This window comes from Streptomyces sp. NPDC021749 (assembly GCF_040640655.1).
GTDB lineage: Bacteria > Actinomycetota > Actinomycetes > Streptomycetales > Streptomycetaceae > Streptomyces.
This window is the reverse complement of sequence record NZ_JBFACE010000008.1, coordinates 154,203-180,439: the sequence shown is the minus strand read 5'-3', so window position 1 is coordinate 180,439 and position 26,237 is coordinate 154,203. Positions and strand designations below refer to the sequence as shown.

Sequence of the window (26,237 nt, the reverse complement as noted above, 5' to 3'; positions counted from 1 at the left end):
ATGTGACGTACATCAAAGATTGCGGGCGCGTCGGGAGTCGGCGGGCGGAGAAGTATCGCAGCCCGCTCCCCGAATTGGGTGGGTTTGCGGGTGCGAGTTGCCGAAGGGATGCTGCCCGATGTTGGTCATCGGGTCGTTCGATGCGGGATAATGGCCTGGAAGCAATGTGTTCGATGCCGGTGACACGTGCCTATCCGGGCCGTCGGCTGAGATGAGCTGGTTTCAGGAAGGGGAACGAGCATGGCGGCCATGAAGCCGCGGACGGGTGACGGCCCGCTCGAGGTGACCAAGGAGGGGCGGGGCATCGTCATGCGCGTTCCGCTCGAAGGCGGCGGGCGGCTCGTCGTCGAGCTGACCCCCGACGAAGCCAAGGCCCTCGGAGAGGCCCTGGAGAAGGTCACCGTCTGACAAGGGTGAGTAACCGGCGGACGCCCGGGCCCGAGTGAGCCCGGTACCCGGCCGAGACCCCGGCCCCGGCAGACGGCGCGCAGTGACGGCGCGCCGCGTGCCGGGGCCGTTCGCGTGCCCGGGGACTTCCAAGGCCCCGGCGTTCCGGCGCTCAGCCGCGCTTGACCGCGCAGAGCAGGCCGTCGCCGACCGGCAGCAGGGACGGCACCAGCGTGGTGCTCTCGCGTACCGCCCGCAGCAGCTCGCGCAGCCGCAGCACCTCGGCGGGCTGCATCGCCGAGTCCACCGTCCGGCCGTCGGCGAAGACGCCCTCGAAGCACACCAGGCCGCCGGGGCGCAGCAGCCGCAACGATTCAGCGAGGTATTCCAGGCACTCCATCAGGTCGCCGTCGCAGAAGACGAGGTCGTACCCGCCGTCCGCCAGTCGCGGCAGGACGTCCAGCGCGCGGCCCGGGATGAAGCGGGCGCGGTTGCCGGCGAACCCCGCGGCGCGGAACGCCTGCTTGGCGAAGGCCTGCCGCTCGGGCTCGCAGTCCACGGTGGTCAGCACGCCGTCGGGGCGCATGCCGTGCAGGAGGTAGATGCCCGACACGCCCGTGCCGGTGCCGATCTCGGCGACGGCCTTGGCGTCGACGGTGGCGGCGAGCAGCCGCAGGGCCGCGCCGGTGCCGGTGGCCACCGTGCGGATGCCGGCCTCGCGTGCGCGGTCGCGGGACCAGCGCAGGGCGGCCTCGGTGGTGCCGTCGATGGTCCCGGCGCCGTACGCCTCGGCGAATGCCAAGCTCGTCTGCCGGTTGCCGGTAATGGCCCTCTCCTGTCCCCGTAGTTGACGCAACCGTGACTGTATCCGCTGCGTCCGGGAACCCGCAGATGGGACCGGGCGTTAAAGAGGGGGAGGAGGAAGACGGGGGGACGCAGTGGTGAAGACCGCGCGAGACACGAATCAAGGCCAGAAGCTGGACCAAATGCAGGTCAAATCTGCTTATCCGGAGCTAACGGGCGAGGTGGATATGGTAGGGGCTCTACTGGACACCACCAGAGCCACCAGGGGAGGTGCGGCTGCGACGGGTGACCGAGGAGTGCTGAGGCGCTTGAAGAGGTCGTTCGCCGAGCCGAAATCCGTGACAAACACTGCTGACCGTTTCCGCACTGACTCCGCACGCACCGCGACCTTCGCCGCAGACGCGGATGCGGAGGCGTGGACTCCGCCCACGTGGGAGGAGATCGTCAGCACGCACAGCGCACGGGTCTACCGCCTGGCCTATCGCCTCAGCGGCAATCAGCACGACGCCGAGGACCTCACCCAGGAGGTGTTCGTCCGCGTCTTCCGCTCGCTGTCGACGTACACCCCCGGCACCTTCGAGGGCTGGCTGCACCGCATCACGACCAACCTCTTCCTGGACATGGTCCGCCGCCGGCAGCGTATCCGCTTCGACGCGCTCGGTGACGACGCGGCCGAGAAGCTCCCCAGCAAGGAGCCCGCGCCGCAGGAGCACTTCGACGACACCCACTTCGACGCCGACGTCCAGCAGGCGCTGGACACCCTCGCGCCCGAATTCCGCGCCGCCGTCGTGCTGTGCGACATCGAGGGGCTGTCCTACGAGGAGATCGCCGCGACCCTCGGGGTCAAGCTCGGCACGGTCCGCAGCCGGATCCACCGCGGCCGCTCGCACCTGCGCAAGGCCCTCAAGCACCGCGCCCCCGCACTGCGCGGCGAGGAGCGGCGCGAGCAGCGGCGGGCGCTGGCCGTGGTGCCCACGGGGGAGGTCGGGATCGCGTGAGCCTCAGTGGCGGTCCGTCCCCCGCCGAGCAGCATCTCGGCGACCGCCTCGCGGCCCTGGTCGACGGCGAGTTGGGGCATGACGCGCGCGAGCGGGTGCTCGCGCATCTTGCGACATGTGCGAAGTGCAAGGCGGAGGCCGACGCCCAGCGTCGGCTGAAAAGCGTGTTCGCCGAGACGGCGCCGCCCGGTCCCTCCGAGGGACTGCTGGCCCGCCTCGTGCAGCTGCCCGGAGGTGACCTGGACGGTCCCGGCAGCCGACTGGGCAACGGCGCTCTCGGACGCGGTGAATTCGCCCGCGGCGGCGGCGCGTTCCGCTACGTCCCCGCCGACGTCCACTCCCGTCATGCCATGGCCGCGGTGCCCCCGCAGCCCCGGACGCGCGGCTTCCGCGTCCAGGAGGACGGGCGGCCCGGACAGCGCCGCCGGTTCGCCTTCGCGGCGGCCGGCGCGGTCTCGCTCGCGGCGTTCGCGCTCGGTGGTGCCCTCCCGCTGGAGGCGGCCGTCGACGCGACCGGCGGACGGACCGACGGCGGCGGTACGGCCGTCACCCCGCTCACCGGCAGTCCCGCGGCGGACGGCGCCGCCCTGCTGCGCGGCGCGGAGTTCGTCCCCAGCGCCCGCTCCCGGCCGGCCACCTGGCCGCCGTCCGGTGCGCCGACCCTCGCCCCCGCGCCCAGCGCGATGAGCCTGGACGGTGCCGGCGGGGCGCCCGCCTCCCCGTCGGTGTCCTGGACGCCGGACCAGTCCTCCGGCCACTTCGGCCTGTCGCCGCTGATCGCCGCGACCGGCCCGGCCCCGGCGTACCGCTTCTCGCCCCTGACCGCCGCGTCCGGCAGCGGCCCGGTGCGCAAGAACCTGCCCCCGCTTCCCCCGCTGGAGCCGATGCGTCCGCTGCACGGCCCCGCCGCGAACGGCCCCGCCGCCGACCGCCGCTGACCGCCCGCTGCACGGCCCCGGGCGGAACTGGTTGAATCCCCCTGGGGCGGCGCACCCCTGACCGGGCGCGTGCCGCGAGGTGGTGGTGGCCCGCGGGGTCGCGGGCGAAGTAGGGGAGAGCATGGACGACGGTAAGGCCGCCGGGTCGAAGCTGAAGTGGTGGAGCCGCCCGGGAAACCCCCCGAGCCCGGAGCGACCCGCCGAGGCGGGCCTGCCGGCGCCGGACGCCGCCGCGGGGCGGGACGCCGCCGCGGTGCCCGGTACGGCCGGCACCCCCTCTGTGTCCGACACCTCCGGAACGCCTGGTGGCTTCGGTGAGGCCGCGGTGCAGGAACCGGAGGACTGGATCGTGCGGCCACCGCAGCGGAACCCCGGCGCGGAGGCCACGACCGTGAGCGCGCAGGCACCGGCCGCGGGGCCGTCCGTGGCCGACGCGGCGCCCGAACTCCCTGACACGACCGCGGAGTTGGCCCAGGCGACCCAGGCGACCCAGGCGACCCCGGGGACCCCGGGGACCCCGGCTGCTCCTGTCGCCCCGACGGCCACAGGGCAGGCCCCGGACCGTACCGACGCCGAAGCCACCGCGCCTGCCGCGCCCGCCCCCGCCACGGCATCCGTCTCCGCCGCGGCGTCCGTCTCCGCCGAGACACCCGGTGCGCCGCCGCAGCGTCGGCCGCTGCATGCCGAGGACCCGTACGGGACCCCGCCGTACGGCGGGCCCGGGCCCTGGGCACCCGCGCCGCCCGTGCAGCGGCCGGTGACGACCCCTGCGCACGGCACGGTGCTCCCGCCGTCCGCCGGACCGATGCCCCCGTACGGCGCCCCGGCCGCCCAGGCCGCGCCCGGCCGTGCGGGCTATCCCGGCCCGCAGCAGCCCCCGCAGCCCCCGCAGCCCACCGCGCCGCCGCGATCCGGCCCCGGCGAGCAGCCGCACCCCACCGCACCTCCGGGAGCCGGACCCGGCGACCAGCCGTACCCCGCCGCACCGGAGGGCACCGGACCCGCGCAACCCCATCCGTCCGCCGGCCCGGCCACCGGCCCCTCCGCCGAACCGGGTGTCGAGCCCGGCGTGCCCGCACACCCGGGCGGCCCCGCCCTGCCGCCGGGGCCCGCACCGACGCCGGGCCCCACCCTCTCGCCGGGGCACGCCCCCGCGCAGGACCACCCGGGCGCCCCGCGGAGTGCCTGGCAGCAGTACGACCCGTGGCGCGCGCCGCTGCAGGGCGGCCCGCTGCCGCTGCACCCCGCCCGGCGCACCCCGCGCGGGGTGCTGGTCGCCGGCGCGGTGGCGCTGGCGCTGCTCGCGGGCGGCGTCGGCGGCGGGATCGGTGCGTACGTCGAGCGCTACGGCGGGATCAACGACATCAAGCTGCCGCAGGCCGCCGGGGACTCCGGGGGCCGCAAGCCGGACAGCGTCGCCGGGATCGCCCGGGCCGCGCTGCCCGGCGTCGTCACGATCCACGTCCGCGGCAACGCCGAGCAGGGCACCGGCACCGGCTTCGTCCTCGACCGCGAGGGCCACATCCTCACCAACAACCACGTCGTCGAACCGGCCGGAACGGGCGGCGAGATAACGGTCACGTTCAGCGGCGGGCAGACCGCCAAGGCCAAGGTCGTCGGCCAGGACGGCGGCTACGACCTCGCGGTGGTGCAGGTCGAGGGCGTCACCGGGCTGCGGCCGCTGCCGCTCGGCAACTCCGACTCGGTGCAGGTCGGCGACCCGGTCGTGGCCATCGGCGCACCGTTCGACCTGGCCAACACGGTCACCGCCGGGATCATCAGCGCCAAGCAGCGCCCGATCACGGCGGGCGGCCAGAAGGGCGACGGCAGCGACATCTCGTACGTCGACGCGCTGCAGACCGACGCCCCCATCAACCCCGGCAACTCCGGCGGCCCGCTGGTGGACGCCAGGGCCCGCGTCATCGGCATCAACAGCGCCATCCGCGCGGCCGACAGCGGCGGCGGACAGGACGGCAGCGGCCAGGGCGGCAGCATAGGGCTGGGCTTCGCCATACCGATCAACCAGGCGAAACGGGTGGCCGAGGAGCTGATCAACACCGGCCGGGCGACCCACCCGGTCATCGGCGTCACCCTGGAGATGGAGTACGCCGGCGACGGGGCGCGGGTCAGCGCGCACAGCAAGGGCGGCAGGCAGCCGGTCCTCCCGGGCGGGCCCGGCGCCAAGGCGGGCATCCGGCCCGGTGACGTGATCACCAAGGTGGACGGCGCCGCCGTGCACAGCGGTGAGGAGCTGATCATCAAGATCCGCAGCCACCGGCCGGGCGACACCCTGGCGCTCACCCTCCAAAGGGACGGCAAGGAGCGGTCCGTTCGGCTCAGGCTGGGTTCCTCCACCGCGGGCTGATCGTTTGCACGGTGTTGGCACGGTCGACTCCCGTCCGACGTGCGGGGCCAGGTACGGTGAGAGGCGGCCTGGCCCATAGGCCGACGAAGGCCGCGGATGACCCAAGGAGCTGCAAGGTGTTCTTCGACATAGGACCCCTAGAGCTGGTAGCGATCGTGGTCCTGGCAGTGCTCGTCTTCGGTCCGGACAAGCTCCCCAAGGTCATCCAGGACGTGATGGGGGTCATCCGCAAGATCCGGGAGTTCTCCGACAGCGCCAAGCAGGACATCCGCAACGAGCTCGGCCCGGACTTCAAGGACTTCGAGTTCGAGGACCTCAAGCCGAAGAACTTCGTCCGCAAGCACGTCCTGGAGAAGGACGAGTACGGCCTCAAGGACCTCCAGGAGATCCGTAACGGCTTCGATTTCCGCACGGAGATGGCCGAGGTCACCGACGCCGTGCACAGCCGCGAGAGCGGCTCCGCGGCCGCGCACCCGAACGGCTCAGGGATCTCCTTCTCCAAGGAATCCCCGGCCTCCTCCGGGGCTCCGGACCTGCTCAAGAAGCCCGCGGAGCGGCAGCCGGACGAGCGTCCGCCGTTCGACGCCGACGCCACCTGACACACTCCGGTATGCCCGGGCTGTATTGACCCCTATGGCTATGCTCCGGGTGTCCGGGGTTTGGTCGCCTGAGGGGGGCGGGCCGCCCACGACGCAGGGCAACAAGGAGGCTCCGCTCAGATGGAGACGACGAGTCGGACAGCGGAACAACAGGCGCCCGCCACGGTCGGCCGGAAGGCCGACGGCTATCTGCTGGCCGCGTTCCCGTGGTACGGCCTCGACGAGGCGTTCACCGGTCCGCGCTGGCTGATGCAGGTCGGCGCGGCCGCGGACGGCACCGTCGAGCACGGCGCGACCGGGCACGGCGAGGAGCCCACCATCAAGGTGGAGTCCCCGCAGGACGAGCGGTTCGCGGTGGTGGTGACAGTCGCCAGCCGCCCCGTACGGCGCAGCGCGGACGGCACCGGTGTCCTGGAGGCCACCTCGGTCTCCACCGCCGCCTGGCTCGCCGGGTCCGGCCTGCTCAACCACACCTGGCCGACCCACATGGACCGCACGCTGCGCCAGTCCTGGCTGGACCAGCAGACGATGCTGGCCTGGGAACTGGCCGACGACCTCGGGGGCGGGGCCTGGACCGAGCTGATGCTCCCGGTCGACGGCGTCCCGACCTCCTTCGCCTACCGCGAGTCCGAATACGGCTGGGTCCTGGCCGGCTCCGCGGGCGACGGCCCGGAGACGGTCCATCTGGGCGCGTACGGGCGGGGAATGAGCGCCTACGGCCTGGGCTTCTCGGTCGTCGAGGACATCAGCACGTACGCGGGCTGACCGGCGCTGACGGCCGCCACGGTCGGCCGGGTTGCCGGCCGCATGCCTCGCGCCTGGGCTTCTCGGTCGTCGAGGACATCAGCACGTACGCGGGCTGACCGGCGCTGACGGCCGCCACGGTCGGCCGGGTTGCCGGCCGCACGCCTCGCGCCTCGGCTTGGGCGTGTGCGGCAGCTGAGGGCGCCCGTGCAGAGGGAAGGGGGCGGGCCCATGGGCCCGCCCCCTTCTTCGCATCATGTGGCGTCGATGAGCCCCGGGAGTTCCCGTAGGAGCCCCGGGGCACCACTCTCAGAACTTGTTGCGCGGGGTGATCCCCAGGGACATGCCGGCCAGGCCGCGCTGGCGGCCGCCGAGCTTGCCGGCGATCGCGCGGATGGCCGCGCCGGCGGGGGAGTCCGGGTCGGTCAGCACGACCGGCTTGCCCTCGTCGCCGCCCTCGCGGAGGCGGACGTCGATCGGGATGGCGCCGAGCACCGGAACCTGCGTACCGGTGGTCTTCGTCAGGCCCTCGGCGACCCGCTCGCCGCCGCCGGTGCCGAAGACGTCGACCATCTCGTCGCAGTGCGGGCAGGGCAGCCCGGACATGTTCTCGACCACGCCGACGATCTTCTGGTGGGTCTGGACGGCGATGGCGCCCGCCCGCTCGGCGACCTCGGCCGCCGCCTGCTGCGGGGTGGTCACGACCAGGATCTCGGCGTTCGGGACGAGCTGGGCGACGGAGATCGCGATGTCACCGGTGCCGGGCGGGAGGTCCAGGAGCAGGACGTCCAGGTCGCCCCAGTAGACGTCGGCGAGGAACTGCTGGAGGGCGCGGTGCAGCATCGGGCCGCGCCAGACGACCGGCGTGTTGCCGGGCGTGAACATGCCGATCGAGATGACCTTCACGCCGTTGGCCGACGGAGGCATGATCATGTTCTCGACCTGGGTGGGCCGGCCGTCGGCGCCCAGCATGCGGGGGACGGAGTGGCCGTAGATGTCGGCGTCCACGACGCCGACCTTCAGGCCGTCGGCCGCCATCGCCGCGGCGAGGTTCACCGTCACCGAGGACTTGCCGACGCCGCCCTTGCCGGAGGCGACCGCGTACACGCGCGTGAGCGAGCCCGGCTTGGCGAACGGGACCTCGCGCTCGGCCGTGCCGCCGCGCAGCGACGCCGCCAGCTCCTTGCGCTGCTCGTCGCTCATCACTTCCAGGTCGACGCGGACGTCGGTGACGCCCTCGACGCCGGCGACCGCGTCGCTCACGTTGCGGGTGATCGTCTCGCGCATCGGGCAGCCGGAGACGGTGAGGTAGACCACGACCGCCACCGCGCCGTCCGCCGCGATGTCCACCGATTTGACCATCCCCAGTTCGGTGATGGGGCGGTGGATCTCGGGGTCGTTCACCGTCGCGAGCGCGGCGCGGATCGCGTCTTCGCTCGGGGTGCTGGGGGCAGTCTCGTGAGCCATGTCCCGATGGTACGGCGCATGAGGCGGCCTCCGGAAAGGCCGTCGGCGGTCACGTTCGTCACTCTCCGCGGCGGCCCTCCGGCACCGCCTCCAGATCCCGCAGCAGATCCTGCAGTTCGGAGCGGATCCAGTCGCGGGTGGCGACCTCGCCCAGCCCCATCCGCAGCGCCGCGATCTCCCGGGTCAGGTACTCCGTGTCGGCGATCGACCGTTCGTTGCGCTGGCGGTCCTGCTCGTGGGTGACCCGGTCCCGGTCGGCCTGGCGGTTCTGCGCCAGCAGGATCAGCGGCGCCGCGTACGAGGCCTGCAGCGACAGTGCCAGGGTCAGGAAGATGAACGGGTACCCGTCGAACCGCAGATGGTCCGGCGCGGTGATGTTCCAGGTGATCCACAGGATGATGGCGACGGTCATCCAGACGATGAAGCGCCCGGTGCCCAGGAACCGCGCGATCTTCTCCGACAGCCGCCCGAACGCCTCGGGGTCGTACTCCGGCAGCAACGTCCGGCGCGGAGTGCGCGGCACGTCCAGCCGCACCCGGGACCGTTCGGCGGCCCCGCGCCGCACCGCCGAGGCGCCGTTCGCCCGGGCGCGCTCCCGCGCGTTCTCCCGCTCCTCAGCGCCCATCCGGTGCCTCCGCCCGGCTCCCGGCGCCGGTCAGCCCGGCGGCCCCGCCGGCGTACAGCTCGGACTCCCGCCAGTCGTCCGGCAGCAGGTGGTCCAGGACGTCGTCGACGGTCACCGCGCCGAGCAGGGCGCCGCTCTCGTCCACGACCGGCGCGGCGACCATGTTGTACGCCGCCAGGAAGCCGGTCACCACGGGCAGCGGGGTGTCCGGCGGCAGCGGCGGCAGATCGGTGTCCACGATCGAGCTGACGAGGGTGAACGGCGGGTCCCGCAGCAGCCGTTGGAAGTGCACCAGGCCCAGGTACTTGCCGGTCGGGGTCTCGTCGGGCGGCCGGCAGACGTACACCTGGGCGGCGAGCGCGGGGGAGAGGTCGGGGTCGCGGACCCGGGCCAGCGCGTCGGCGACCGTGGCGTCCGGGCGCAGCACGATCGGCTCCGTGGTCATCAGCCCGCCCGCGGTCCGCTCCTCGTAGGACATCAGCCGCCGCACGTCGGCGGCCTCCTCCGGCCGCATCAGGGCCAGCAGCCGCTCCTTGTCCTCGTCCGGCAGCTCGGAGAGCAGGTCGGCGGCGTCGTCCGGGTCCATCGCCTCCAGCACGTCGGCGACCCGTTCGTCCTTCAGCTTGCCGATGATCTCCAGCTGGTCGTCCTCCGGCAGCTCCTCCAGGACGTCGGCGAGCCGGGCGTCGTCCAGCGCCGCGGCGACCTCACCGCGTCGCTTCGCGGACAGGTGGTGCAGCACGCCGGCGAGGTCGGCCGGCCGCAGCTGCTCGAACGTGGCCAGCAGGCTCTCCGCGCCCTGACCGTGCTCCTCCAGCGAGAAGCCGGTCACCGCCGACCACTCCACGGTCAGCGTCTCGCCCTTGCGGCGCAGCGCCCCGCTCCTGCCCTTGCCCTTGCGGACGAAGACCTTCTCGATCTCCCAGTCGCGGCGGGCCGGCAGCCGGGTGATGCCGATGTCGAGGACGGTGGCCTCCTCGCCGGTCTCCACCAGCCGCACCCGCCGGTCCAGCAGCTCGCCGAGCACCAGCGTCTCCGACGACCGCTGCTCGAACCGCCGCATGTTGATCACTCCGGTGATCACGATCTGCCCGGACTCGATACCGGTCACCCGGGTCATCGGCACGAAGATCCGGCGCCGGCTGATCACCTCGACGACCAGCCCGAGCAGCCGCGGCGGGCGGGCGCCGACCCGCAGCAGCGCGACGAGGTCCCGCAGCCGGCCGACCGGGTCGCCGTTCGGGTCGAAGACGGCGCTGCCGGAGAGGTGGGAGACGAAGACCCGGGGAGTCACCACTGCCATGCAGAGCGCCGCCCTTTCTCTCCCGTTCTTGCCGGAAACGAGGCATCAATCCGGGTTCAGGCTAACGCGCCCCGGGCCGCGCCGCCCCGGCGGAGGACGCCGTAGGGTGACCGCCAGGCATCCCTCCGACGCGCCCGTACGTCCCAGGTACGCTGCCGTACTGCTGTCGAGGTCACCCGCATCAGGAGGCAGAGCCGACGTGAGCGCAATCCCCCCCGGGGCCCGCCCCCGACGCCTGCCCGGAGCCCGCCGTGCGGGGCGCGCCGCGCTCGCGGGGGCGGTCTGCGCGGCACTGGCCGCGGGGCTGGCCGGCTGCGGTGCGGACGAGGACCCGGACGCCGGCACCAACGGCGTGGGGAAGCTGCCCCCGGCGAAGATCCAGGCCAGGACCCGGGCCGCCGCCGAGCACGCCGGTACGGTCCACCTCACCGGCAACGTCGTCAGCAAGGGCCTCACGTACAAGCTCGACATGAGCCTGGCCGAGCACGGTGCCAAGGGCGAACTGACCACCAAGGCGGCCGCCTTCCAGCTGCTGCGGGTCGGCAGCGCGCTCTACCTGAAGGCGGACGCGGCCTTCTGGGCGGGCGAGAAGAGCGGCGCGTCCGGGGCGGCCCAGAAACTCGGCGGCAAGTACGTCAAGGTGCCCGCCTCCGACCCGGTCTACAAGAAGTTCAGCGGCTTCACCGACAAGGACACCCTGCTCGCCAGCCTGCTCGGGCTGCGCGGCAAGCTGACGGCCAAGGACCGCTCCAGCGTCGGCGGCGTCCGCACCGTCCGGCTGGCCGCCGCCGCCGGCGCCGGCGGCACCCTGGACGTCTCCCTGGAGGGCACGCCGTACCCGCTGCGGCTGCAGCGCGCGGGCGGCACGGGCGTGGTCCGGCTCGGCGACTGGGACAGCCGCGTGGACCTCAAGGCCCCGGCGAAGGACCAGGTCGTCGACTACGGGTCGCAGATCTCCGGCGCGCACTGAGCGTCCGGCCCCGGGCCGCCGCCCGGGGCGTCCAATCAGCCCTTGCGGCCGCGGCGCAGCAGCTTCGGCAGCGCCGCCGGGATCGGCCGGCGGGTGATCGCGGGGCTCGCCAGCGGCGGCGCGGCGTGCGAGTCCGCGGGCATCCGGCCGGGCCGCTGCACGGCCTCCGCGCCGGCCGGTTCCAGCCGCAGCACCCGGCACTCGCGCGCCCAGCGCTCGGTGAGGGTGTCCGCGTCCGGTGCGTTGAGCCGTTTGCCCTTCAGCTCCTCGACGGCGGACCGCCAGGCGTCGCTCTCCGGCGCGGCCTCGACGACCCTGGCCTGCCAGGCGACCAGCCGGCCGCCCTTGTCCTTGCTGCGTACGGTGACCGTCGCCGGGCCGCCGTCGGTCAGCCCGAGGTCCGCCAGCGGCTGCTCACCGCTGCCGTCGCCCACGAGGCAGGCGGCGCCCTCGTGCCAGACGTGCCACAGCGCCCGGGCCGGGCCCGTCGTCCCCCGCACCCAGATGAGGCCGGACTTCTTCGTGGCCTCCTCGATGAGCGCCCGATCCTGCAGGGCCTGCGACACGGTCTCCGTCATACGGCTCAGCCTAATGGCCTGGCCCGACCCCGCCGGGGGCCGCCCGGCCCCTGAGACGGGCCCCCGGGGCGCGCCCGCCGGGACTCACAGCCACCCGTTGCGCTTGCTGTGCCTTCCCGGGGGCAACCCCCGGACCCCCGGCCGGAACCGTCGCGCGCCCATCAAGCCTCACAGCCACCCGTTGCGCTTGAAGCCGCGGTGGATGCCGATGCAGATGGCCACGGTGACGACCAGGACCGCCGGATAGCCGTACTTCCACTTCAGCTCCGGCATGTAGCTGAAGTTCATGCCGTAGATGCCGGCGATCATCGTGGGTACCGCGAAGATCGCCGCCCAGGCCGTGATCTTGCGCATGTCCTCGTTCTGCGCCACCGCCGCCTGCGCGAGGTTGGCCTGCAGGATCGAGTTGAGCAGGTCGTCGAAGGACAGCACCTGCTCGTTGACCCGCGCGAGGTGGTCCGCGACGTCCCGGAAGTACTTCTGGATGTCGGAGTCGACCAGCCGCATCGGCCGCTCGCTGAGCAGCTGCATCGGCCGCAGCAGCGGCGACACGGCGCGCTTGAACTCCAGTACCTCGCGCTTGAGTTGGTAGATCCGCCCGGCGTCGCCGCCCTTGGCGGCGCTCTTGGTGCCGTTGCCCTTGCCGTTGGTGCCCGAGCTGAAGACGTCGATCTCCACCTCGTCGATGTCGTCCTGGACCGCGCCGGCCACCGCCATGTAGCCGTCGACCACCTGGTCGGCGATGGCGTGCAGGACCGCGGACGGCCCCTTGGCCAGCAGATCCGGATCGTCCTGCAGCCGGTGCCGGAGCGCCCGCAGCGAGCCCTGGCCGCCGTGCCGCACGGTCACGATGAAGTCCCGGCCGGTGAAGCACATCACCTCGCCGGTCTCCACGACCTCGCTGGTGGCGGTCAGCTCGGCGTGCTCCACGTAGTGGACGGTCTTGAAGACGGTGAACAGCGTGTCGTCGTAGCGCTCCAGCTTGGGCCGCTGGTGCGCGTGCACGGCGTCCTCGACGGCGAGCGGGTGCAACCCGAACTCCTTGGCGATACCGGCGAATTCGGCCTCGGTGGGCTCGTGCAGCCCGACCCAGATGAAGCCGCCGTCGGCGCGTACGGACGCGATCGCCTCGGCCGGGGTGACGTGGTCGCTCACCCGCCGGCCCTCGCGGTACACACCGCAGTCGACGATGGCGCTGTTGGCGCAGGCCGGGGTGGTGCTCTCGGAACGGTACGGGGCGTCGTCGCGGCGCCGGGACGGGCGGACGGCGGCGCGCAGGTCACGGATCATCGACATGGGCGGGCTCCTTCACGGGCCGGCCGTCAGCGCGGGCGCGGGGCGTAACGCTGCCCGGAACGTGGACGTACACAGCTTCATCGGCGGTACGTCCGCAAAGCGGGCGGCGCTCCGTGCGGGATGCTGACGGCGATTCGCAGAACACGGAACAAAGAGGCGAAGGCGCTCTTCCGTCATCTACATCCGGCGCAAAGGCGCTTCCCCGGTTTCGCCGCTCGGCGGCGAGGGTACGGAAGCTCTCGATCAGGAGAGTGACTGCGCGAGGGGGATGACAGGAGAGCTATCGGTACTGCACGGTCGACTCGGATCCACCGCAGCCCCACCTCCTCCGGCCGGTCCCCGTTGGGGGACGAACGTCATTCCCTGACCAGACGGCAAGGCTATCAGCCGCCTGGCGCGTGAGGGTGCCGCTTTGCCTGTTCCATACGAACACCAAAGCTGCCGCGCGGCGCAGTCACCGTACGGACGACGGCCGGCCGGCGCACCGGCCATATGCTCGCGGCATGTCTGATGTTCTTGAGCTGGTCGAAGCCCGGCTGCGGACGAGCCTGGGCGAGCCGGACGCGCGCGCCGCCGTCACCTTCCTCGGTACCGACCGTATCGAGGTGCTCCGCTTCGTGGGTGACGGGGTGGTGCGCTACGCCACGCTCGGGATGTCCGCCCACCCGATGACCGACCCGGCCGGCCCCTCACCGAGCGGCTTCGCCGCGCCCCCTTCCGTCGTGGTCGTGGACCCCCTGAAGGGCCCGCGCGCCGAGCTGGTGCTGTCGGTGAAGGCCGGCCGTGCCGACACCGACAAGGTGCTCCGTCCGCTCGCCGTGCTCGCCGCGTCCCCGCAGGTCGAGGGCGTCGTGGTGGCGCCGGGCGCTTCGCTGGACGTGGGTGAGCCGCTGTGGCCCGGCGCGCCCTTCACCTCGGTCCTGGTCGCCGAGTCGGGCGGGCTGATCGAGGACCTGGAGCTGGACGCTCCGATGGATCCCGTACGGTTCCTGCCGCTGCTGCCGATGACTCCGAACGAGGCCGCCTGGAAGCGGGTGCACGGTGCCGAGGCCCTCCAGGAGCGCTGGCTCACGAACGGGACGGACCTGCGGGATCCCACCCGTAAGTCCGTCCCGCTCGACTGACCGGATCGGCCGATCCGTTCGACTGCCCTGGAGTGAGCGAGCTCACCAAGTGCCGCTCGGGAAAGGTCAGTTGGTGAAGACCGTGACGCCGTCCTCGGTCGCGTGCTGCGGCTGGTGCTCCGTCGCCTCGTAGTTGAGGGCCCGTCGCCGTACGAGGACCACCACCGCGCCCAGCACCGCGGTGACCGCGGCGACCACGAACGGGATGTGGACGTCGGTCCACTCCTCGATCTTCGGTGCGAGGTAGGGCGCCGCCGCGGCCGCGAACCAGCGGACGAAGTTGTAGCCGGCGCTGGCCACCGGGCGCGGGGCGTCCGACACGCCGAGGGCCAGCTCGGTGTAGACGGTGTTGTTCACGCCGATGAAGGCGCCGGACAGGACCGTGCAGACGACGGCCGCGGTGTGGTCGCCGTAGCCGAGGACGAGCACGTCCACGGCGAGCAGCACCAGCGAGCCGCCGAGCACCTTCAGCGAGCCGAACCGCGCCTGCATGGGCGGGGCCACGATCACCGAGAAGACCGCGAGCAGCACGCCCCAGGCGAAGAACACCGCGCCCGAGCGGTACGGCGTCATGTCCAGCACGAACGGCGTGAAGGCCAGCACGGTGAAGAACGTGTAGTTGTAGAAGAAGGCGGATACCGCGGCCGAGGCCAGGCCGCCGTGGCCGAGTGCCTTGATCGGGTCCAGGACCGAGGTCTTCCGGGCGGGCCTCGGCTGCTCCTTCAGGAACGCCGTGATGCACAGGAAGCCGATCGCCATCAGCGTGGCCGTGCCGAAGAAGGGGTAGCGCCAGCTGAGGTTGCCCAGGGCCGCGCCGAGCAGCGGGCCGCAGGCCATGCCGAGGCCGAGCGCGGACTCGTAGAGCAGGATCGCCGCCGCGCTGCCGCCGGCCGCGGCGCCGACGATCACGGCGAGGGCGGTGGAGACGAAGAGCGCGTTGCCGAGGCCCCAGCCGGCCCGGAACCCGACGAGCCGGCCGACGGTGTCCGACGTACCGGCGAGGCCCGCGAAGACCACCACGAAGGCGAGGCCGAGCAGCAGGGTCTTGCGGCCGCCGATCCGGCTGGAGACGAAGCCGGTGAGCAGCATCGCGACGGCGGTGATCAGGAAGTACGAGGTGAACAGCAGGGAGACCTGGCTGTGGGAGGCGTGCAGGCCCTGGGCGATCGAGGGCAGGATCGGGTCGACCAGGCCGATGCCCATGAAGGCCACGACGGAGGCGCCGGCCGTGGCCCAGACGGCCTTCGGCTGGCGCAGCAGGGAGGTGCCGCCGTCGTCGAACGGATCGGCCGTCGTGCCGCCGCCGTGACCGCTGCTCGTGGTGCCGCTCATGCCGCGGTTCCCCTTCCCGTCGCCGGAGGTTGTTGCCGTTTACACATATTAAGTTAGAGGGGCTAAAGGGTGCAAGAGGCAACTAGTTTTCCGGGTCGGGGGCGCGCGGCGCCGGAACGCTCAAGTGCGGGGCCTGGTAAGTGATTCCGCGCACATCGGTCGGGTGATCGTCCTTGACGCGGCGGCGGGCCTGGAGGACCGTTGGTCCTTATGAGGGGCGAACCCAGTTGCCCGAAGTGCGGAGGCCGGGTACGGGCGCCCGGTCTCTTCTCCGACACCTGGCAGTGCGCCGTGCACGGCACCGTGCATCCGCTCCAGCCGGTCGTTCCGCCGAGCGTCGAGGCGCTCGGCGTCGTCGTGCACCGCGCACAGGTCCCCGTCTGGATGCCCTGGCCGCTGCCGGTCGGCTGGCTGTTCACCGGCGTGGCCTGCGCGGGCGACGACCGCAGCGGCGGCCGGGCGACCGCGGTGGCCTGCTCGGGCCCCGGACCGCTCGGCGGACCCGGTGAACTCCTCCTGATCGCCGAGGAACTGGGCGTCGGACTCGGTGCGCGCTACGCCGGCATCGACGGCCCCGACCCCGGCCCCCACATGTCCCTCGACACACACCCGCACGGGAAGGTGCTGGCCGCCGGCCGCCCCACCCCGCTCTGGCAGGTCGACGGTGCGCCGCCGGACCGCGCGGTCTTCGCCGGCGAGGCCCGCGGGCTGTGGCTGTGGGCGATCGCCTGGCCCGAGCAGTCCGGGCTGCTGATGTACGACGAGCTCGTGCTGACGGACCTGCGCGAGGCCGGCGCCGAGGTGGACCTGCTGCCGTGCGGGGCGCTCTCCCCGCGCATCCTGGGCTGACCCCGGCGGGCCGGCCGGGGAGGGTGCCGCCCGGCGGGCGGGCCCGGGGCGTCCGGCGGCCCGGTTATCCTTCTGAGGTCCCCCGTCCGTCCCGCAGCAGTCTGGAGTCCGCGTCGTGCGCATCGATCTGCACACCCACTCCACGGCTTCCGACGGTACGGACACCCCGGCCGAGCTGGTGCGCGGCGCCGCGGCCGCCGGGCTGGACGTCGTCGCGCTGACCGACCACGACACCGTCGCCGGCCACGCCGAGGCGCGGGCCGCGCTGCCCGAGGGGCTGACGCTGGTCACCGGCGCCGAACTCTCCTGCCGGATCGACGGGGTGAGCCTCCACATGCTCGCCTACCTCTTCGACCCCGAGGAGCCCGAACTCGCCCGCGAGCGGGAGCTGGTCCGCGACGACCGGGTGCCGCGGGCCCGGGCCATGGTCGGCAAGCTGCGCGAGCACGGCATCCCGGTCACCTGGGAGCAGGTCGCCCGGATCGCCGGCGACGGCGCCGTGGGCCGGCCGCACATCGCCACCGCCCTCATGGAGCTGGGCGTGGTCGGCTCGGTCGACGAGGCCTTCGCGTCCTGGCTCGCCAGCGACGGCCCGGCGTACGTGGAGAAGCACGAGCTCGACCCGTTCGACGCGATCCGGCTGGTCAAGGCCGCGGGCGGGGTCACCGTCTTCGCGCACCCGCTGGCCGTCAAGCGCGGCAGGTGCGTACCGGAGAGCGCGATCGCCGAGCTCGCCGCGGCCGGCCTGGACGGCATCGAGGTCGACCACATGGACCATGACGCGCCGACCCGCGCCCGGCTGCGCGGGATGGCCGCCGATCTGGGCCTGCTGACCACCGGCTCCAGCGACTACCACGGCAGCCGCAAGACCTGCCGGCTCGGTGACTGCACCACCGACCCGGAGATCTACGGGGAGATCGTGCGCCGCGCCACCGGCGCCTTCCCCGTCCCCGGCGCGGGCGGCTGACCCCCCGCCGCGGGCCACCGGCCGCCGCGCGCACCGACCGCGCGCCGCCGCGCCGCCCGCCGGTCCGCGCCCGCCGCGCGGCCTTTGGCCCCTCCCTCCCCCCTCTTCCGCCCGCCCTTCCTTCTGTCTGGTCACAGGCCCGAGCACGCCACGCGCCGGCCCCTGACCGCCCCGTTCCGCTCGTCCGTACCACCTCTCGCAAGGCCAGCACCATGTTCGACGTCGCCGTCTTCAGCACCCTTTTCGTCACGCTTTTCGTGATCATGGACCCGCCGGGGATCACCCCGATCTTCCTCGCCCTCACCTCCGGCCGGCCGGCCAAGGTCCAGCGCCGGATGGCCTGGCAGGCCGCCACCGTCGCGTTCTGCGTGATCGCCGTCTTCGGGCTCTTCGGCCGGCAGATCCTGGGCCGGCTGCACATCTCGACGCCCGCGCTGATGATCGCGGGCGGACTGCTGCTCCTGCTGGTCGCGCTGGACCTGCTGACCGGGAAGTCGGAGGAGCCGACCCAGACCAAGGACGTCAACGTGGCGCTGGTGCCGCTGGGCATGCCGCTGCTGGCCGGGCCCGGTGCGATCGTGTCGGTGATCCTCGCGGTGCAGCACGCGCACGGGTTCGCCGACCAGGTGTCGGTCTGGGCGGCGATCGCGGCGATCCATGTGGTGCTGTATCTGGTGATGCGGTTCTCGCTGGTGATCATCCGCGTGATCAAGGACGGCGGGGTGGTCCTGGTGACCCGGCTGGCGGGCATGATGCTCTCCGCGCTGGCCGTGCAGCAGATCATCAACGGTGTGCTGCAGGTCATCCAGGCGGCGTGAGCTACGAGACGGCAGCGTCCCCGTACGGCACCGCCCCGTACGGCACCGCCCCCGTACGGCATGTTCCGTACGGGGGCGGTGCGGTGTCGGTGGCCGGTCGGCGGCCAGGGATCAACGGGCGACGGTGTCGGCCGGGCGGATGTAGATGCGCTGGCCGGTTGCGGCGGCCTGCTGCACGATCCGGTTGACGGAGGCGGCGTCCACGACGGTGCTGTCCACGGCGGTGCCGTCGACATCGTCCAGGCGCATGATCTCGAAGCGCATCAGGCTTCTCCCTTCGTCGGAATCCTCCTGCGGAGAACGTGAGTGATTTGGATCGCCGGGCCTCGTCGCCCGCCGCTCCGTACAGGTACAACGACCCGCACCCTGCAATCATTCCCTACGCTAAAGAAATTTTTCGACGGTCTAAATACTCGCAGGTAGAGCGGTTGTGCCCGCCGAGCGGAGGCCCGGACAATGGGTCCGGTATGAACGACCTCCAGCCCCCGGGCCCCACCGACCTCGCCGCGCTCGCCGCCGGAATGGCGCGCACGAACGAGCTGCTCGCCCGGGTCCTCACCAAGGTCGGCACGACCCCCTCGGTGCACGCCGCCTTCGTCGACGCGGGGTACGTCTACGCCGCCGCGGGGAAGCTCGTCGCCGGCACCGAGGACCGCAAGGGCTTCGAGCTCGACGCCGAAGGAATCATCGAAGCCTTCATCGAACGGGCCCGCACGCTCTACACGGACAGCCGGCTGCTGCGGGTGTACTGGTACGACGGCGCCCGCCGCCGCCTCCACACCCCCGAGCAGCAGCGGATCGCCGAGCTGCCGGACGTGAAGGTCAGGCTCGGCAACCTCAACGCCAACAACCAGCAGAAGGGCGTTGATTCCCTGATCCGCTCGGACCTGGAGTCGCTGGCCCGGCACCGTGCGATCACCGACGCGGTGCTCATCGGCGGCGACGAGGACCTGGTCTCCGCGGTCGAGGCCGCCCAGGGCTACGGCGCCCGGGTCCACCTGTGGGGCATCGAGGCGCCGGCCGGCCGCAACCAGGCCGAACCGCTGCTGTGGGAGGCCGACAGCACCCGCGTCTTCGACCTGGACTTCTGCAAGCCCTACGTCACCCGGCGGACCGGCATCGACGGCATCGAGCAGGCCGGCGGCGAGCTCCCGGCGCCCGGCCGGGAGGAGGTCCGCTTCGTCGGGGCCCGGGTCGCCGCCCAGTGGCTCTCGGAACGCGGCCGGGAATGGGCGGCCGGACTGCTGCCCGGACACCCGTACCTCCCCGGCCCCGTCGACCAGGAGCTGCTGACCGCCGCCGAGGCGCTGCTGCACCACTCGCTGCGCGGCCACGCCGACCTGCGCCGGGTGCTGCGGGACGGCTTCTGGGAGCACGTCCAGGGACAGCTCTAGGGGAATCCCCGGGCCCGCTCAGGCCCGGGCGAGGAGCCCCGCGAGCCGGTCGAAGAAGCTGGTCCAGCCCGCCTGCGCCTGCTGGTACTGCTCCGGCGTGAGATTGCCGCCGAGCTGCCGGAAGGCCATCTCCGTCCGGTCCCCGAACTCGCTCAGCGTGACCCTGATCAGCTCGCCCTCCGAACCGCTCGGGGCATAGGCGTCGTTGAGCGTGAACTCCAGCCGCTCCGGCGGTACGACCTCCCGGTACACCCCGGAGAACGGCAGCTCGCTGCCGTCCGGGGAGTGCATGACCAGACTCCAGGACCCGCCCGGCCGGACGTCCATCGTCATCCGCTCGACCGGCACCGTCAGCTCCCCGCCGAACCAGTACGCGAAGTGCGCGGGCGTGGTCCAGGCCTCGAAGACCAGGTCGCGACGGGCGTCGAAGGTGCGGTTGAGCGCGATGCCGTGCGGGTCGTCCTGGGGGTTCTCGGTCATGTCGGGCCCTTCGTCGGCAGCCGGTGCCGGACGGGCCGCCCGGGCCCGCCCGCTTCCTTCCGATGCTCGCCGAACCGTCCGGCGCTGTCCCGACGACACCCCGCCGGATGCCACGGCCGGACGCCGCGGCCGGACGCCGGCGCCGGCCGGCCCGGCCCGTACGGGAGGCCCGGACGCACGGCCCGCGTGCCGCCCGGCCCGGGCGCTACCCCACCCCGCTCCAGAACCCGGTCAGCGCCTCCGCGGTCTTCTCCGGGCGTTCGACGTTGGGGGAGTGCTCGGCGCCCTCGATGACGGTGCGCCGGGCGGACAGCCGGCGCGCCATGTCGTCCATCGACGGCACCGGCCAGGCGTAGTCCAGCGCCCCGGAGACGACGTGCACGGGAAGCCCGGTACGGGCCAGCTGCGCCACCCGGTCGGGCTCCGCCAGCATCTGCCGGCCGGTCGCCATCAGCTGCTCGGGGACGGTGTTCAGCCAGCGTCGGTGCAGGAACGCGCCGATCTCCGGCGGGGTCTCCGCGACCGCCGCCTCCGGCGGGTCCAGCTCGCGCATCGCCCGCCAGACGTCCTCCATGCCGAGCGAGCCGAGCGCGTCGATCAGCATCCGCACCCGGGCCTGCTGGGACGTCTCGATGGCCCCCGGGCCGGAGCTGAGCACGGTGAGCGAACGGAACGGGGCGGCGTCGAGCAGCACCGCGGCCCGGGTGATCAGCCCGCCCAGCGAATGCCCGAGCAGATGCAGCGGACCGTTCCCGGCGTGCTGCACGGCCCGCGCCTGGGCCAGTACGTCGAGCGCCAACTCCCGCTGGGCGTAAGCCCGTTCGTCACGCGGGCCGGGGGACTCGTGCTGACCGCGGCCGTCCACCGCGACCGCCCGGAACCCGGCAGCGGCGAGCGGTGCCAGCAAGGCGATGAAGTCCTCCTTGCTGCCGGTGAAACCGGGCACCAGCAGCGCGGTCCCGATCGGCGCACCGTCCGGCCGGGCGTCGTGCACGGCGAACTCGCCGCGGTCGGTGTCGAGTCGGTACGCGCGGGCGCACGGGGGCAGCGTGAGGGTGGGCGGCCTGCTCATGGGGTGAGGTTAACCGGGCCGGGTGGGAAAACCGGGCCGGGACGCCGAACGACCCGGCACCCGCGGGGAGCGGGGCCGGGTCGTCCGGTCGATCGGGCCGGTCGGGCTTACGGCGTCAGTCGGCCGGCTGGGCGGCCGCGGCCTTACGGGTCCGGGTCCGCTTCGGCTTGGCCGGAGCCTCCTCGCCGTCCGCGGCGGCGGGGGCCGCGGCCGCGGTCTTCTTGGCGGCAGCGGTCTTCGCCGTCGTCTTGCGCGTCCGCTTGGGCTTGGCCGGGGCCTCGTCGGCGGCCTCCGCGGCCACGGGGGCCTCGGTGGTGGCCGGCTCGGCGGCGGCGGTCTTGCGGGTGCGGGTGCGCTTGGGCTTGGCCGGGGCCTCGTCGGTGCCTTCGGCGGTGTCCACGGCGGCCTCGGCGGCTTCGGTGGTGGCCGGCTTGGCGGCGGCGGTCTTGCGGGTGCGGGTGCGCTTGGGCTTGGCCGGGGCCTCGTCGGTGCCTTCGGCGGTGTCCACGGCGGCCTCGGCCGCTTCGGTGGTGGCCGGCTTGGCGGCGGCGGCCTTGCGGGTGCGCGTCCGCTTGGGCTTGACCGGCGCCTCGTCGGTGCCCTCGGCGGTGTCCACCGCGGCCTCGGCGGCCTCGGTGGCGGCCGGCTCGGCCGCGACGGCCTTGCGGGGCCGGGTCCGGGTCCGCTTCGGCTTGGCCGGGGCCTCGGTCACCTCGGCCGCGTCGACGGCCGGGGCGGCCTCGGCCACCACGTCGGCGGTCTCCGTGGCCTGCGCCGGGGCGGCGCCCGCCACCGGGATCGCCGCGGACTGCCCGCCGCGGGTACGCCGGCGCCGGCGCGGCTGCCGCGGTCCCGCGGACTCCTCACCGGCCGCCGCGGTGCCCTCGGCGGCATCGAGCGACCCGGTCGCCTTCGCCTCGGAAGCAGCCGGGCCGTCCACCGGCGCGCCGCCGCGGGTACGGCGGCGCTGCCGCGGCGTACGGGTGCGCTGCGGACGCTCCTCCTCGACGGCCGCGCCCCGGCGGGAGCCGCGGCCGCGGCCGCCGGTCTCGCCCAGGTCCTCGACCTCTTCCGCGGCGAGCCCGGCCCGGGTGCGCTCGGCGCGCGGCAGCACGCCCTTGGTGCCCTCGGGGATGTTGAGCTGCTCGTAGAGGTGCGGCGAGGTGGAGTAGGTCTCCTCCGGCTCGTCGAACGGCAGGTCCAGCGCCTTGTTGATCAGCTTCCAGCGCGGGATGTCGTCCCAGTCGACGAGGGTGATCGCGGTGCCCTTGGCGCCCGCCCGGCCGGTGCGGCCGATGCGGTGCAGGTAGGTCTTCTCGTCCTCGGGCGACTGGTAGTTGATGACGTGGGTCACGCCCTCGACGTCGATACCGCGGGCGGCGACGTCGGTGCAGACCAGGACGTCGACCTTGCCGTTGCGGAAGGCGCGCAGCGCCTGCTCGCGGGCGCCCTGGCCGAGGTCGCCGTGGACCGCGCCGGACGCGAAGCCGCGCCGGGAGAGCTGGTCGGCGATGTCGGCGGCGGTCCGCTTGGTCCGGCAGAACAGCATCGCCAGGCCCCGGCCCTCGGCCTGCAGTATCCGCGCGACCATCTCCGGCTTGTCCATGGAGTGCGCGCGGTAGACGTGCTGGGTGATGTTGGCGACCGTCGCGCCCTCGTCGTCCGGCGCGGTGGCACGGATGTGGGTCGGCTGCGACATGTAGCGGCGGGCCAGCGAGATGACCTGGCCGGGCATGGTCGCGGAGAACAGCATGGTCTGCCGCTTGGCCGGCAGCAGCTGGATGATCTTCTCGACGTCCGGCAGGAAGCCCAGGTCGAGCATCTCGTCGGCCTCGTCCAGGACGAGGGTGCGCACCTGCGAGAGGTTCAGCTTCTTCTGGCCCGCGAGGTCCAGCAGCCGGCCGGGCGTGCCGACGACCACGTCGACGCCCTTCTTCAGCGCCTCGACCTGGGGCTCGTAGGCCCGGCCGCCGTAGATCGCCAGCACCCGGACGTTGCGGACCTTGCCGGCCGTGAGCAGGTCGTTGGTGACCTGCTGGCACAGCTCACGGGTGGGGACGACGACGAGGGCCTGCGGCGCCTCGGTCAGCTGCTCGGGCTGCGCCCGGCCCGCCTCGACGTCCACCGGGACGGTGACCCGCTCGATGAGCGGAAGTCCGAAGCCCAGGGTCTTGCCGGTGCCGGTCTTGGCCTGGCCGATGACGTCGTTGCCGGAGAGGGCGACGGGGAGCGTCAGCTCCTGGATGGGAAACGGGGAAACGATGCCGACGGCTTCCAGGGCCTCAGCGGTCTCGGGGAAAATCCCGAGGTCTCGGAACGTAGACAGAATCTTGCCTCTTCTGTGAGACGCGGCGTGAGGCGGCGAAGGGGGTCGTACCGCACCGTCGCACGGCTTCGTACGGGGCCGGCCCGGATGGGGCCGGTGGCGCGGGACCACTGCCAACGCTCAGGCGCTCCTGCCGCGAGCGGTGTGCCTCCTGCTGTGCGTACGTCTCGTACGCGCCGCGGGGGAGGGCGGTCGGTTTGGAGCCGATCGGGCCACCGACCGGGCATCCGCTTCGTGGAACGACCCACCGATACTCGGCAGGTCCAATACCACTGTACCCCGGATACGGCGCCCCCATCCGAAGGCTTGTATGAGTGAGGAATACGTCACGTCCCCGCGCACCGTCCCCGCGCCGGTCCGGCGGCCCGATCGGACGGGTGAACGGAACTGGCTGACCAGGGCCTTCCCCGGGCCGCCGCGCGGGCTATTGTGCCGCCATGGGAACGCCTGACAACGCCGCGGCTGACGCGCAAGAACACACCGGGATCGCCGCCCAGAACTGGGCGCAGGCATCCGCCGACCCGCACTACCGGGCCGCCGTGATCGATCTGCTCGGCGCGCTCGCGTACGGCGAGCTGTCCGCCTTCGAGCGCCTGGCGGAGGACGCCAAGCTCGCGCCGACGATGGACGACAAGGCCGAACTGGCCAAGATGGCCTCGGCCGAGTTCCACCACTTCGAGCGGCTGCGGGAGCGGCTGGCGCAGATCGAGGCCGAGCCGAACGAGGCGATGGAGCCGTTCGCCGCCGCCCTGGACGAGTTCCACCGCCAGACCGCGCCGTCGGACTGGCTGGAGGGCCTGGTCAAGGCGTACGTGGGCGACTCGATCGCCAGCGACTTCTACCGCGAGGTCGCGGCAAGGCTGGACGCCGACACCCGCGACCTGGTGCTGGCCGTGCTGGACGACACCGGGCACGCGTCCTTCGCCGTGGAGAAGGTGCGGGCGGCCATCGAGGCCGAGCCGCGGGTCGGCGGCCGGCTCGCGCTGTGGGCCCGCCGGCTGATGGGCGAGGCGCTCTCGCAGGCCCAGCGGGTCGTCGCGGACCGCGATGCGCTCTCCACGATGCTGGTGGGCGGGGTCGCCGACGGCTTCGACCTGGCCGAGGTGGGCCGGATGTTCTCCCGGATCACCGAGGCGCACACCAAGCGGATGGCGGCGCTGGGCCTGGCGGCCTGACGCACCGCGTGCGAAGGAGGGGTGCCGGGCGCTTCAGGCCGTCCGGTGCCCCTTCAACGTCGCCGCCGGCCGCCGAAGACGGCTGCGCGGCGGGCGCACCAGGACCGAGAGCAGCGCGGCGCCCACGGCGACCGCGGCGAGCATCACCTGGACGGGGTGCCCGGGACCGAGAATCGAGCGGGTCAGCACCGCGCCGAGCAGGGCGGCGACCGGGCCGGTCGCCAGGGTGAGACCGGGCGAGGGGAAGCGGTCGGGCAGCCGTCGCATGGCGACGACCGCGATGGCGAGGCCGATGGCCAAGGCTCCGAGCGCTTCGAAGATCATGCTCTTCCCTCCCGCGTTCCGTGCGAACTTCGGGCACCGCGCCGGTGGCGGGGTGCGCCGGTCCGTCGGGCGAACAAATCGGTCGTAGGCGGTCGTACCCAAGGGGCGGCGGCAGCAACCCTCGGCACGCCGGTCCGCTGCCCGATCAGCGCAGCCGACCCACGACGGGCGCCGACCAGGACGAACGGGAAAAGGCGGCGGCCCGGGGGAACGCGTCCCCCGGGCCGCCGCCCTCGTTCTCCGCGGGCGCCGCGCGGCGCCCGTCGATCAGAGCGCGCCGAACCCGACCTTGCGGCCGGCCGGCTCGCCGATCTCCACATAGGCCACCCGGTCCGCCGGGACCAGGATCTTGCGGCCGTGTTCGTCCGCCAGCTTCAGCAGCTCCGACTTGCCGGCCAGCGCCTCGGCCACCGTCCGCTCGACCTCTTCGGCAGACTGCCCGCTCTCCAGAACGATCTCCCGGGGTGCGTGCTGCACGCCGATCTTGACCTCCACGGCTTTGTCCCTCCGACGGTCTGGGGTCCCCCAGCACCCGCTGGGGGAGGATGCGCGGCCATCCGCGCCGTACGCAGCACACATTAGCCCGGTACGGGGACGGACAGGACGCCGTGGAGCACGCCCGCAGCGAACAGGGTCAGTGCGTGTCGCTGCCGTGCAGCGGGAAGCCGGCGATGCCCTTCCAGGCGAGCGACGTCAGCAGGGCCACCGCGGTGTCCCGCGGGACCGCGCTCCCGGAGGAGAGCCAGTAGCGCGCCACCACCTGGGAGACCCCGCCCAGGCCCACCGCCAGCAGCATCGACTCGTCCTGCGACAGGCCGGTGTCCTCGGCGATCACCGCGCTTATGGCCTCGGCGCACTCCAGCGACACCTTGTCCACCCGCTCGCGGACCGCCGGCTCGTTGGTCAGGTCCGACTCGAAGACCAGCCGGAAGGCGCCGCCCGGATCCTCGACGTACGCGAAGTAGGCGTCCATCGTCGCCGCGACCCGCTGCTTGTTGTCGGTGGTCGACGCCAGCGCCGAACGCACCGAGTGCAGCAGCGCCTCGCAGTGCTGGTCCAGCAGCGCCAGGTAGAGCTCCAGCTTCCCCGGGAAGTGCTGGTAGAGCACCGGCTTGCTGACGCCGGCCCGTTCGGCGATGTCGTCCATGGCCGCGGCGTGGTAGCCCTGCGCGACGAAAACCTCCTGGGCAGCGCCCAGAAGCTGGTTGCGCCGGGCGCGGCGTGGCAGGCGTGTGCCCCGCGGGCGCGCCGCCTCGGTCTGCTCGATGGCGCTCACGCTGCCTCCCAGAAGTCGTTCCCTAC

Annotated in this window: 26 protein-coding genes and 1 pseudogene; 13 read left to right on the top strand and 14 right to left on the bottom strand. The window is 73.1% G+C overall.

Going from position 1 to position 26,237, the window contains the following annotated elements; translation table 11 throughout:
- The first annotated feature begins 240 nt into the window (after nt 1-240).
- On the top strand, nt 241-408 hold the full coding sequence (locus AB0G35_RS10920; protein ID WP_003985072.1) for a DUF3117 domain-containing protein: 168 nt from the start codon (nt 241-243) through the stop codon (nt 406-408).
- A gap of 151 nt (nt 409-559) precedes the next feature.
- On the opposite strand, the gene AB0G35_RS10915 is transcribed toward AB0G35_RS10920, so the two are convergent.
- Entirely contained in the window at nt 560-1,243 is a 684-nt protein-coding gene (locus AB0G35_RS10915; protein ID WP_360946999.1) for an O-methyltransferase, read from the bottom strand.
- A 175-nt stretch (nt 1,244-1,418) separates the two neighbouring features.
- Between AB0G35_RS10915 and sigE the strand changes: the two genes are divergently transcribed.
- The 5 genes from sigE (at nt 1,419) to AB0G35_RS10890 (ending at nt 6,856) form a co-directional block, all read left to right on the top strand.
- Nucleotides 1,419-2,189 (top strand): RNA polymerase sigma factor SigE, encoded by a 771-nt coding sequence (gene sigE, locus AB0G35_RS10910; protein ID WP_360946997.1) that lies wholly within the window; start codon nt 1,419-1,421, stop codon nt 2,187-2,189.
- The gene (locus tag AB0G35_RS10905; protein ID WP_360946995.1) at nt 2,186-3,127 is read left to right on the top strand and encodes a zf-HC2 domain-containing protein; all 942 of its coding nucleotides are present in this window, start codon (nt 2,186-2,188) and stop codon (nt 3,125-3,127) included. The genes sigE and AB0G35_RS10905 overlap by 4 nt, the downstream gene beginning before the upstream one ends.
- Nucleotides 3,128-3,248: 121 nt before the next feature.
- Nucleotides 3,249-5,492: a trypsin-like peptidase domain-containing protein gene (locus AB0G35_RS10900; protein ID WP_360946993.1), complete on the top strand. Its 2,244-nt coding sequence runs from the start codon at nt 3,249-3,251 to the stop codon at nt 5,490-5,492.
- A gap of 116 nt (nt 5,493-5,608) precedes the next feature.
- Nucleotides 5,609-6,091, top strand: coding sequence for a sec-independent translocase (locus AB0G35_RS10895; RefSeq protein ID WP_360946991.1), 483 nt, complete (start codon nt 5,609-5,611; stop codon nt 6,089-6,091).
- A 120-nt stretch (nt 6,092-6,211) separates the two neighbouring features.
- Complete coding sequence (locus tag AB0G35_RS10890) at nt 6,212-6,856, top strand: hypothetical protein (protein WP_360946989.1); 645 nt, start codon at nt 6,212-6,214, stop codon at nt 6,854-6,856.
- A 288-nt stretch (nt 6,857-7,144) separates the two neighbouring features.
- On the opposite strand, the gene AB0G35_RS10885 is transcribed toward AB0G35_RS10890, so the two are convergent.
- From AB0G35_RS10885 to AB0G35_RS10875, 3 genes and pseudogenes are all read right to left on the bottom strand, one after another.
- Nucleotides 7,145-8,302: a P-loop NTPase gene (locus tag AB0G35_RS10885; RefSeq protein ID WP_360947138.1), complete on the bottom strand. Its 1,158-nt coding sequence runs from the start codon at nt 8,300-8,302 to the stop codon at nt 7,145-7,147.
- 45 nt (nt 8,303-8,347) lie between these two features.
- Nucleotides 8,348-8,927: pseudogene (locus AB0G35_RS10880) on the bottom strand (DUF1003 domain-containing protein); the annotation flags it as partial.
- Entirely contained in the window at nt 8,917-10,230 is a 1,314-nt protein-coding gene (locus AB0G35_RS10875; RefSeq protein WP_360946987.1) for a CBS domain-containing protein, read from the bottom strand. The gene AB0G35_RS10875 and the pseudogene AB0G35_RS10880, both read right to left, overlap by 11 nt.
- Before the next feature lie 199 nt (nt 10,231-10,429).
- Between AB0G35_RS10875 and AB0G35_RS10870 the strand changes: the two genes are divergently transcribed.
- Complete coding sequence (locus AB0G35_RS10870; RefSeq protein WP_360946985.1) at nt 10,430-11,200, top strand: hypothetical protein; 771 nt, start codon at nt 10,430-10,432, stop codon at nt 11,198-11,200.
- Between the two features lie 35 nt (nt 11,201-11,235).
- On the opposite strand, the gene AB0G35_RS10865 is transcribed toward AB0G35_RS10870, so the two are convergent.
- Together AB0G35_RS10865 and AB0G35_RS10860 are read right to left on the bottom strand one after the other, a co-directional pair.
- Nucleotides 11,236-11,778: a hypothetical protein gene (locus tag AB0G35_RS10865; protein ID WP_360946983.1), complete on the bottom strand. Its 543-nt coding sequence runs from the start codon at nt 11,776-11,778 to the stop codon at nt 11,236-11,238.
- Between the two features lie 168 nt (nt 11,779-11,946).
- On the bottom strand, nt 11,947-13,074 hold the full coding sequence (locus AB0G35_RS10860) for a magnesium and cobalt transport protein CorA (RefSeq protein WP_360946981.1): 1,128 nt from the start codon (nt 13,072-13,074) through the stop codon (nt 11,947-11,949).
- Nucleotides 13,075-13,577: 503 nt separating this feature from the next.
- Between AB0G35_RS10860 and AB0G35_RS10855 the strand changes: the two genes are divergently transcribed.
- The gene (locus AB0G35_RS10855; RefSeq protein ID WP_360946979.1) at nt 13,578-14,198 is read left to right on the top strand and encodes a suppressor of fused domain protein; all 621 of its coding nucleotides are present in this window, start codon (nt 13,578-13,580) and stop codon (nt 14,196-14,198) included.
- A 66-nt stretch (nt 14,199-14,264) separates the two neighbouring features.
- Here the strand turns inward: AB0G35_RS10855 and AB0G35_RS10850 are convergent, their stop codons facing one another.
- Complete coding sequence (locus tag AB0G35_RS10850) at nt 14,265-15,530, bottom strand: MFS transporter (protein ID WP_360946977.1); 1,266 nt, start codon at nt 15,528-15,530, stop codon at nt 14,265-14,267.
- A 210-nt stretch (nt 15,531-15,740) separates the two neighbouring features.
- Between AB0G35_RS10850 and AB0G35_RS10845 the strand changes: the two genes are divergently transcribed.
- The 3 genes from AB0G35_RS10845 (at nt 15,741) to AB0G35_RS10835 (ending at nt 18,164) form a co-directional block, all read left to right on the top strand.
- A complete protein-coding gene (locus AB0G35_RS10845) occupies nt 15,741-16,379 on the top strand; it encodes a DUF6758 family protein (protein WP_360946975.1) in 639 nt (212 codons plus the stop codon).
- 115 nt (nt 16,380-16,494) lie between these two features.
- Nucleotides 16,495-17,346, top strand: a complete 852-nt coding sequence (locus tag AB0G35_RS10840; RefSeq protein ID WP_360946973.1) for a PHP domain-containing protein — start codon at nt 16,495-16,497, stop codon at nt 17,344-17,346.
- A 212-nt stretch (nt 17,347-17,558) separates the two neighbouring features.
- Nucleotides 17,559-18,164, top strand: a complete 606-nt coding sequence (locus tag AB0G35_RS10835; RefSeq protein WP_360946971.1) for a MarC family protein — start codon at nt 17,559-17,561, stop codon at nt 18,162-18,164.
- Between the two features lie 111 nt (nt 18,165-18,275).
- On the opposite strand, the gene AB0G35_RS10830 is transcribed toward AB0G35_RS10835, so the two are convergent.
- On the bottom strand, nt 18,276-18,428 hold the full coding sequence (locus tag AB0G35_RS10830) for a hypothetical protein (RefSeq protein WP_199816409.1): 153 nt from the start codon (nt 18,426-18,428) through the stop codon (nt 18,276-18,278).
- Nucleotides 18,429-18,631: 203 nt separating this feature from the next.
- Here AB0G35_RS10830 and AB0G35_RS10825 point away from each other — a divergent pair, with 203 nt between their 5' ends.
- Nucleotides 18,632-19,558 carry an NYN domain-containing protein gene (locus AB0G35_RS10825; protein ID WP_360946969.1) on the top strand — a complete coding sequence of 309 codons (927 nt, stop codon included), beginning with the start codon at nt 18,632-18,634 and terminating at the stop codon, nt 19,556-19,558.
- A gap of 18 nt (nt 19,559-19,576) precedes the next feature.
- Here the strand turns inward: AB0G35_RS10825 and AB0G35_RS10820 are convergent, their stop codons facing one another.
- The 3 genes from AB0G35_RS10820 to AB0G35_RS10810 all read right to left on the bottom strand — a co-directional run bounded on the left by AB0G35_RS10820 (nt 19,577) and on the right by AB0G35_RS10810 (nt 23,439).
- Nucleotides 19,577-20,038: an SRPBCC domain-containing protein gene (locus AB0G35_RS10820; RefSeq protein WP_360946967.1), complete on the bottom strand. Its 462-nt coding sequence runs from the start codon at nt 20,036-20,038 to the stop codon at nt 19,577-19,579.
- A gap of 205 nt (nt 20,039-20,243) precedes the next feature.
- Nucleotides 20,244-21,110 (bottom strand): alpha/beta hydrolase, encoded by an 867-nt coding sequence (locus tag AB0G35_RS10815; RefSeq protein ID WP_360946965.1) that lies wholly within the window; start codon nt 21,108-21,110, stop codon nt 20,244-20,246.
- A gap of 115 nt (nt 21,111-21,225) precedes the next feature.
- A complete protein-coding gene (locus AB0G35_RS10810) occupies nt 21,226-23,439 on the bottom strand; it encodes a DEAD/DEAH box helicase (protein ID WP_360947136.1) in 2,214 nt (737 codons plus the stop codon).
- Nucleotides 23,440-23,873: 434 nt separating this feature from the next.
- Between AB0G35_RS10810 and AB0G35_RS10805 the strand changes: the two genes are divergently transcribed.
- Nucleotides 23,874-24,611, top strand: coding sequence for a ferritin-like fold-containing protein (locus AB0G35_RS10805; protein WP_360946963.1), 738 nt, complete (start codon nt 23,874-23,876; stop codon nt 24,609-24,611).
- 33 nt (nt 24,612-24,644) lie between these two features.
- On the opposite strand, the gene AB0G35_RS10800 is transcribed toward AB0G35_RS10805, so the two are convergent.
- The 3 genes from AB0G35_RS10800 to AB0G35_RS10790 form a co-directional block, all read right to left on the bottom strand.
- Entirely contained in the window at nt 24,645-24,935 is a 291-nt protein-coding gene (locus AB0G35_RS10800) for a hypothetical protein (RefSeq protein WP_360946961.1), read from the bottom strand.
- Nucleotides 24,936-25,202: 267 nt separating this feature from the next.
- On the bottom strand, nt 25,203-25,430 hold the full coding sequence (locus AB0G35_RS10795; protein ID WP_360946959.1) for a DUF3107 domain-containing protein: 228 nt from the start codon (nt 25,428-25,430) through the stop codon (nt 25,203-25,205).
- A gap of 139 nt (nt 25,431-25,569) precedes the next feature.
- Complete coding sequence (locus AB0G35_RS10790; RefSeq protein ID WP_360946957.1) at nt 25,570-26,211, bottom strand: TetR/AcrR family transcriptional regulator; 642 nt, start codon at nt 26,209-26,211, stop codon at nt 25,570-25,572.
- Between the last annotated feature and the right edge of the window lie 26 nt (nt 26,212-26,237).

Bases quoted from the DNA above. Each gene is read 5' to 3' on its own strand.
- AB0G35_RS10920 (WP_003985072.1), top strand. From the start codon at position 241: ATGGCGGCCATGAAGCCGCGGACGGGTGACGGCCCGCTCGAGGTGACC.
- sigE (WP_360946997.1), top strand. From the start codon at position 1,419: ATGGTAGGGGCTCTACTGGACACCACCAGAGCCACCAGGGGAGGTGCG.
- AB0G35_RS10900 (WP_360946993.1), top strand. From the start codon at position 3,249: ATGGACGACGGTAAGGCCGCCGGGTCGAAGCTGAAGTGGTGGAGCCGC.
- AB0G35_RS10890 (WP_360946989.1), top strand. From the start codon at position 6,212: ATGGAGACGACGAGTCGGACAGCGGAACAACAGGCGCCCGCCACGGTC.
- AB0G35_RS10885 (WP_360947138.1), bottom strand. From the start codon at position 8,302: ATGGCTCACGAGACTGCCCCCAGCACCCCGAGCGAAGACGCGATCCGC.
- AB0G35_RS10875 (WP_360946987.1), bottom strand. From the start codon at position 10,230: ATGGCAGTGGTGACTCCCCGGGTCTTCGTCTCCCACCTCTCCGGCAGC.
- AB0G35_RS10865 (WP_360946983.1), bottom strand. From the start codon at position 11,778: ATGACGGAGACCGTGTCGCAGGCCCTGCAGGATCGGGCGCTCATCGAG.
- AB0G35_RS10860 (WP_360946981.1), bottom strand. From the start codon at position 13,074: ATGTCGATGATCCGTGACCTGCGCGCCGCCGTCCGCCCGTCCCGGCGC.
- AB0G35_RS10855 (WP_360946979.1), top strand. From the start codon at position 13,578: ATGTCTGATGTTCTTGAGCTGGTCGAAGCCCGGCTGCGGACGAGCCTG.
- AB0G35_RS10850 (WP_360946977.1), bottom strand. From the start codon at position 15,530: ATGAGCGGCACCACGAGCAGCGGTCACGGCGGCGGCACGACGGCCGAT.
- AB0G35_RS10845 (WP_360946975.1), top strand. From the start codon at position 15,741: ATGAGGGGCGAACCCAGTTGCCCGAAGTGCGGAGGCCGGGTACGGGCG.
- AB0G35_RS10835 (WP_360946971.1), top strand. From the start codon at position 17,559: ATGTTCGACGTCGCCGTCTTCAGCACCCTTTTCGTCACGCTTTTCGTG.
- AB0G35_RS10830 (WP_199816409.1), bottom strand. From the start codon at position 18,428: ATGCGCTTCGAGATCATGCGCCTGGACGATGTCGACGGCACCGCCGTG.
- AB0G35_RS10825 (WP_360946969.1), top strand. From the start codon at position 18,632: ATGAACGACCTCCAGCCCCCGGGCCCCACCGACCTCGCCGCGCTCGCC.
- AB0G35_RS10820 (WP_360946967.1), bottom strand. From the start codon at position 20,038: ATGACCGAGAACCCCCAGGACGACCCGCACGGCATCGCGCTCAACCGC.
- AB0G35_RS10815 (WP_360946965.1), bottom strand. From the start codon at position 21,110: ATGAGCAGGCCGCCCACCCTCACGCTGCCCCCGTGCGCCCGCGCGTAC.
- AB0G35_RS10805 (WP_360946963.1), top strand. From the start codon at position 23,874: ATGGGAACGCCTGACAACGCCGCGGCTGACGCGCAAGAACACACCGGG.
- AB0G35_RS10800 (WP_360946961.1), bottom strand. From the start codon at position 24,935: ATGATCTTCGAAGCGCTCGGAGCCTTGGCCATCGGCCTCGCCATCGCG.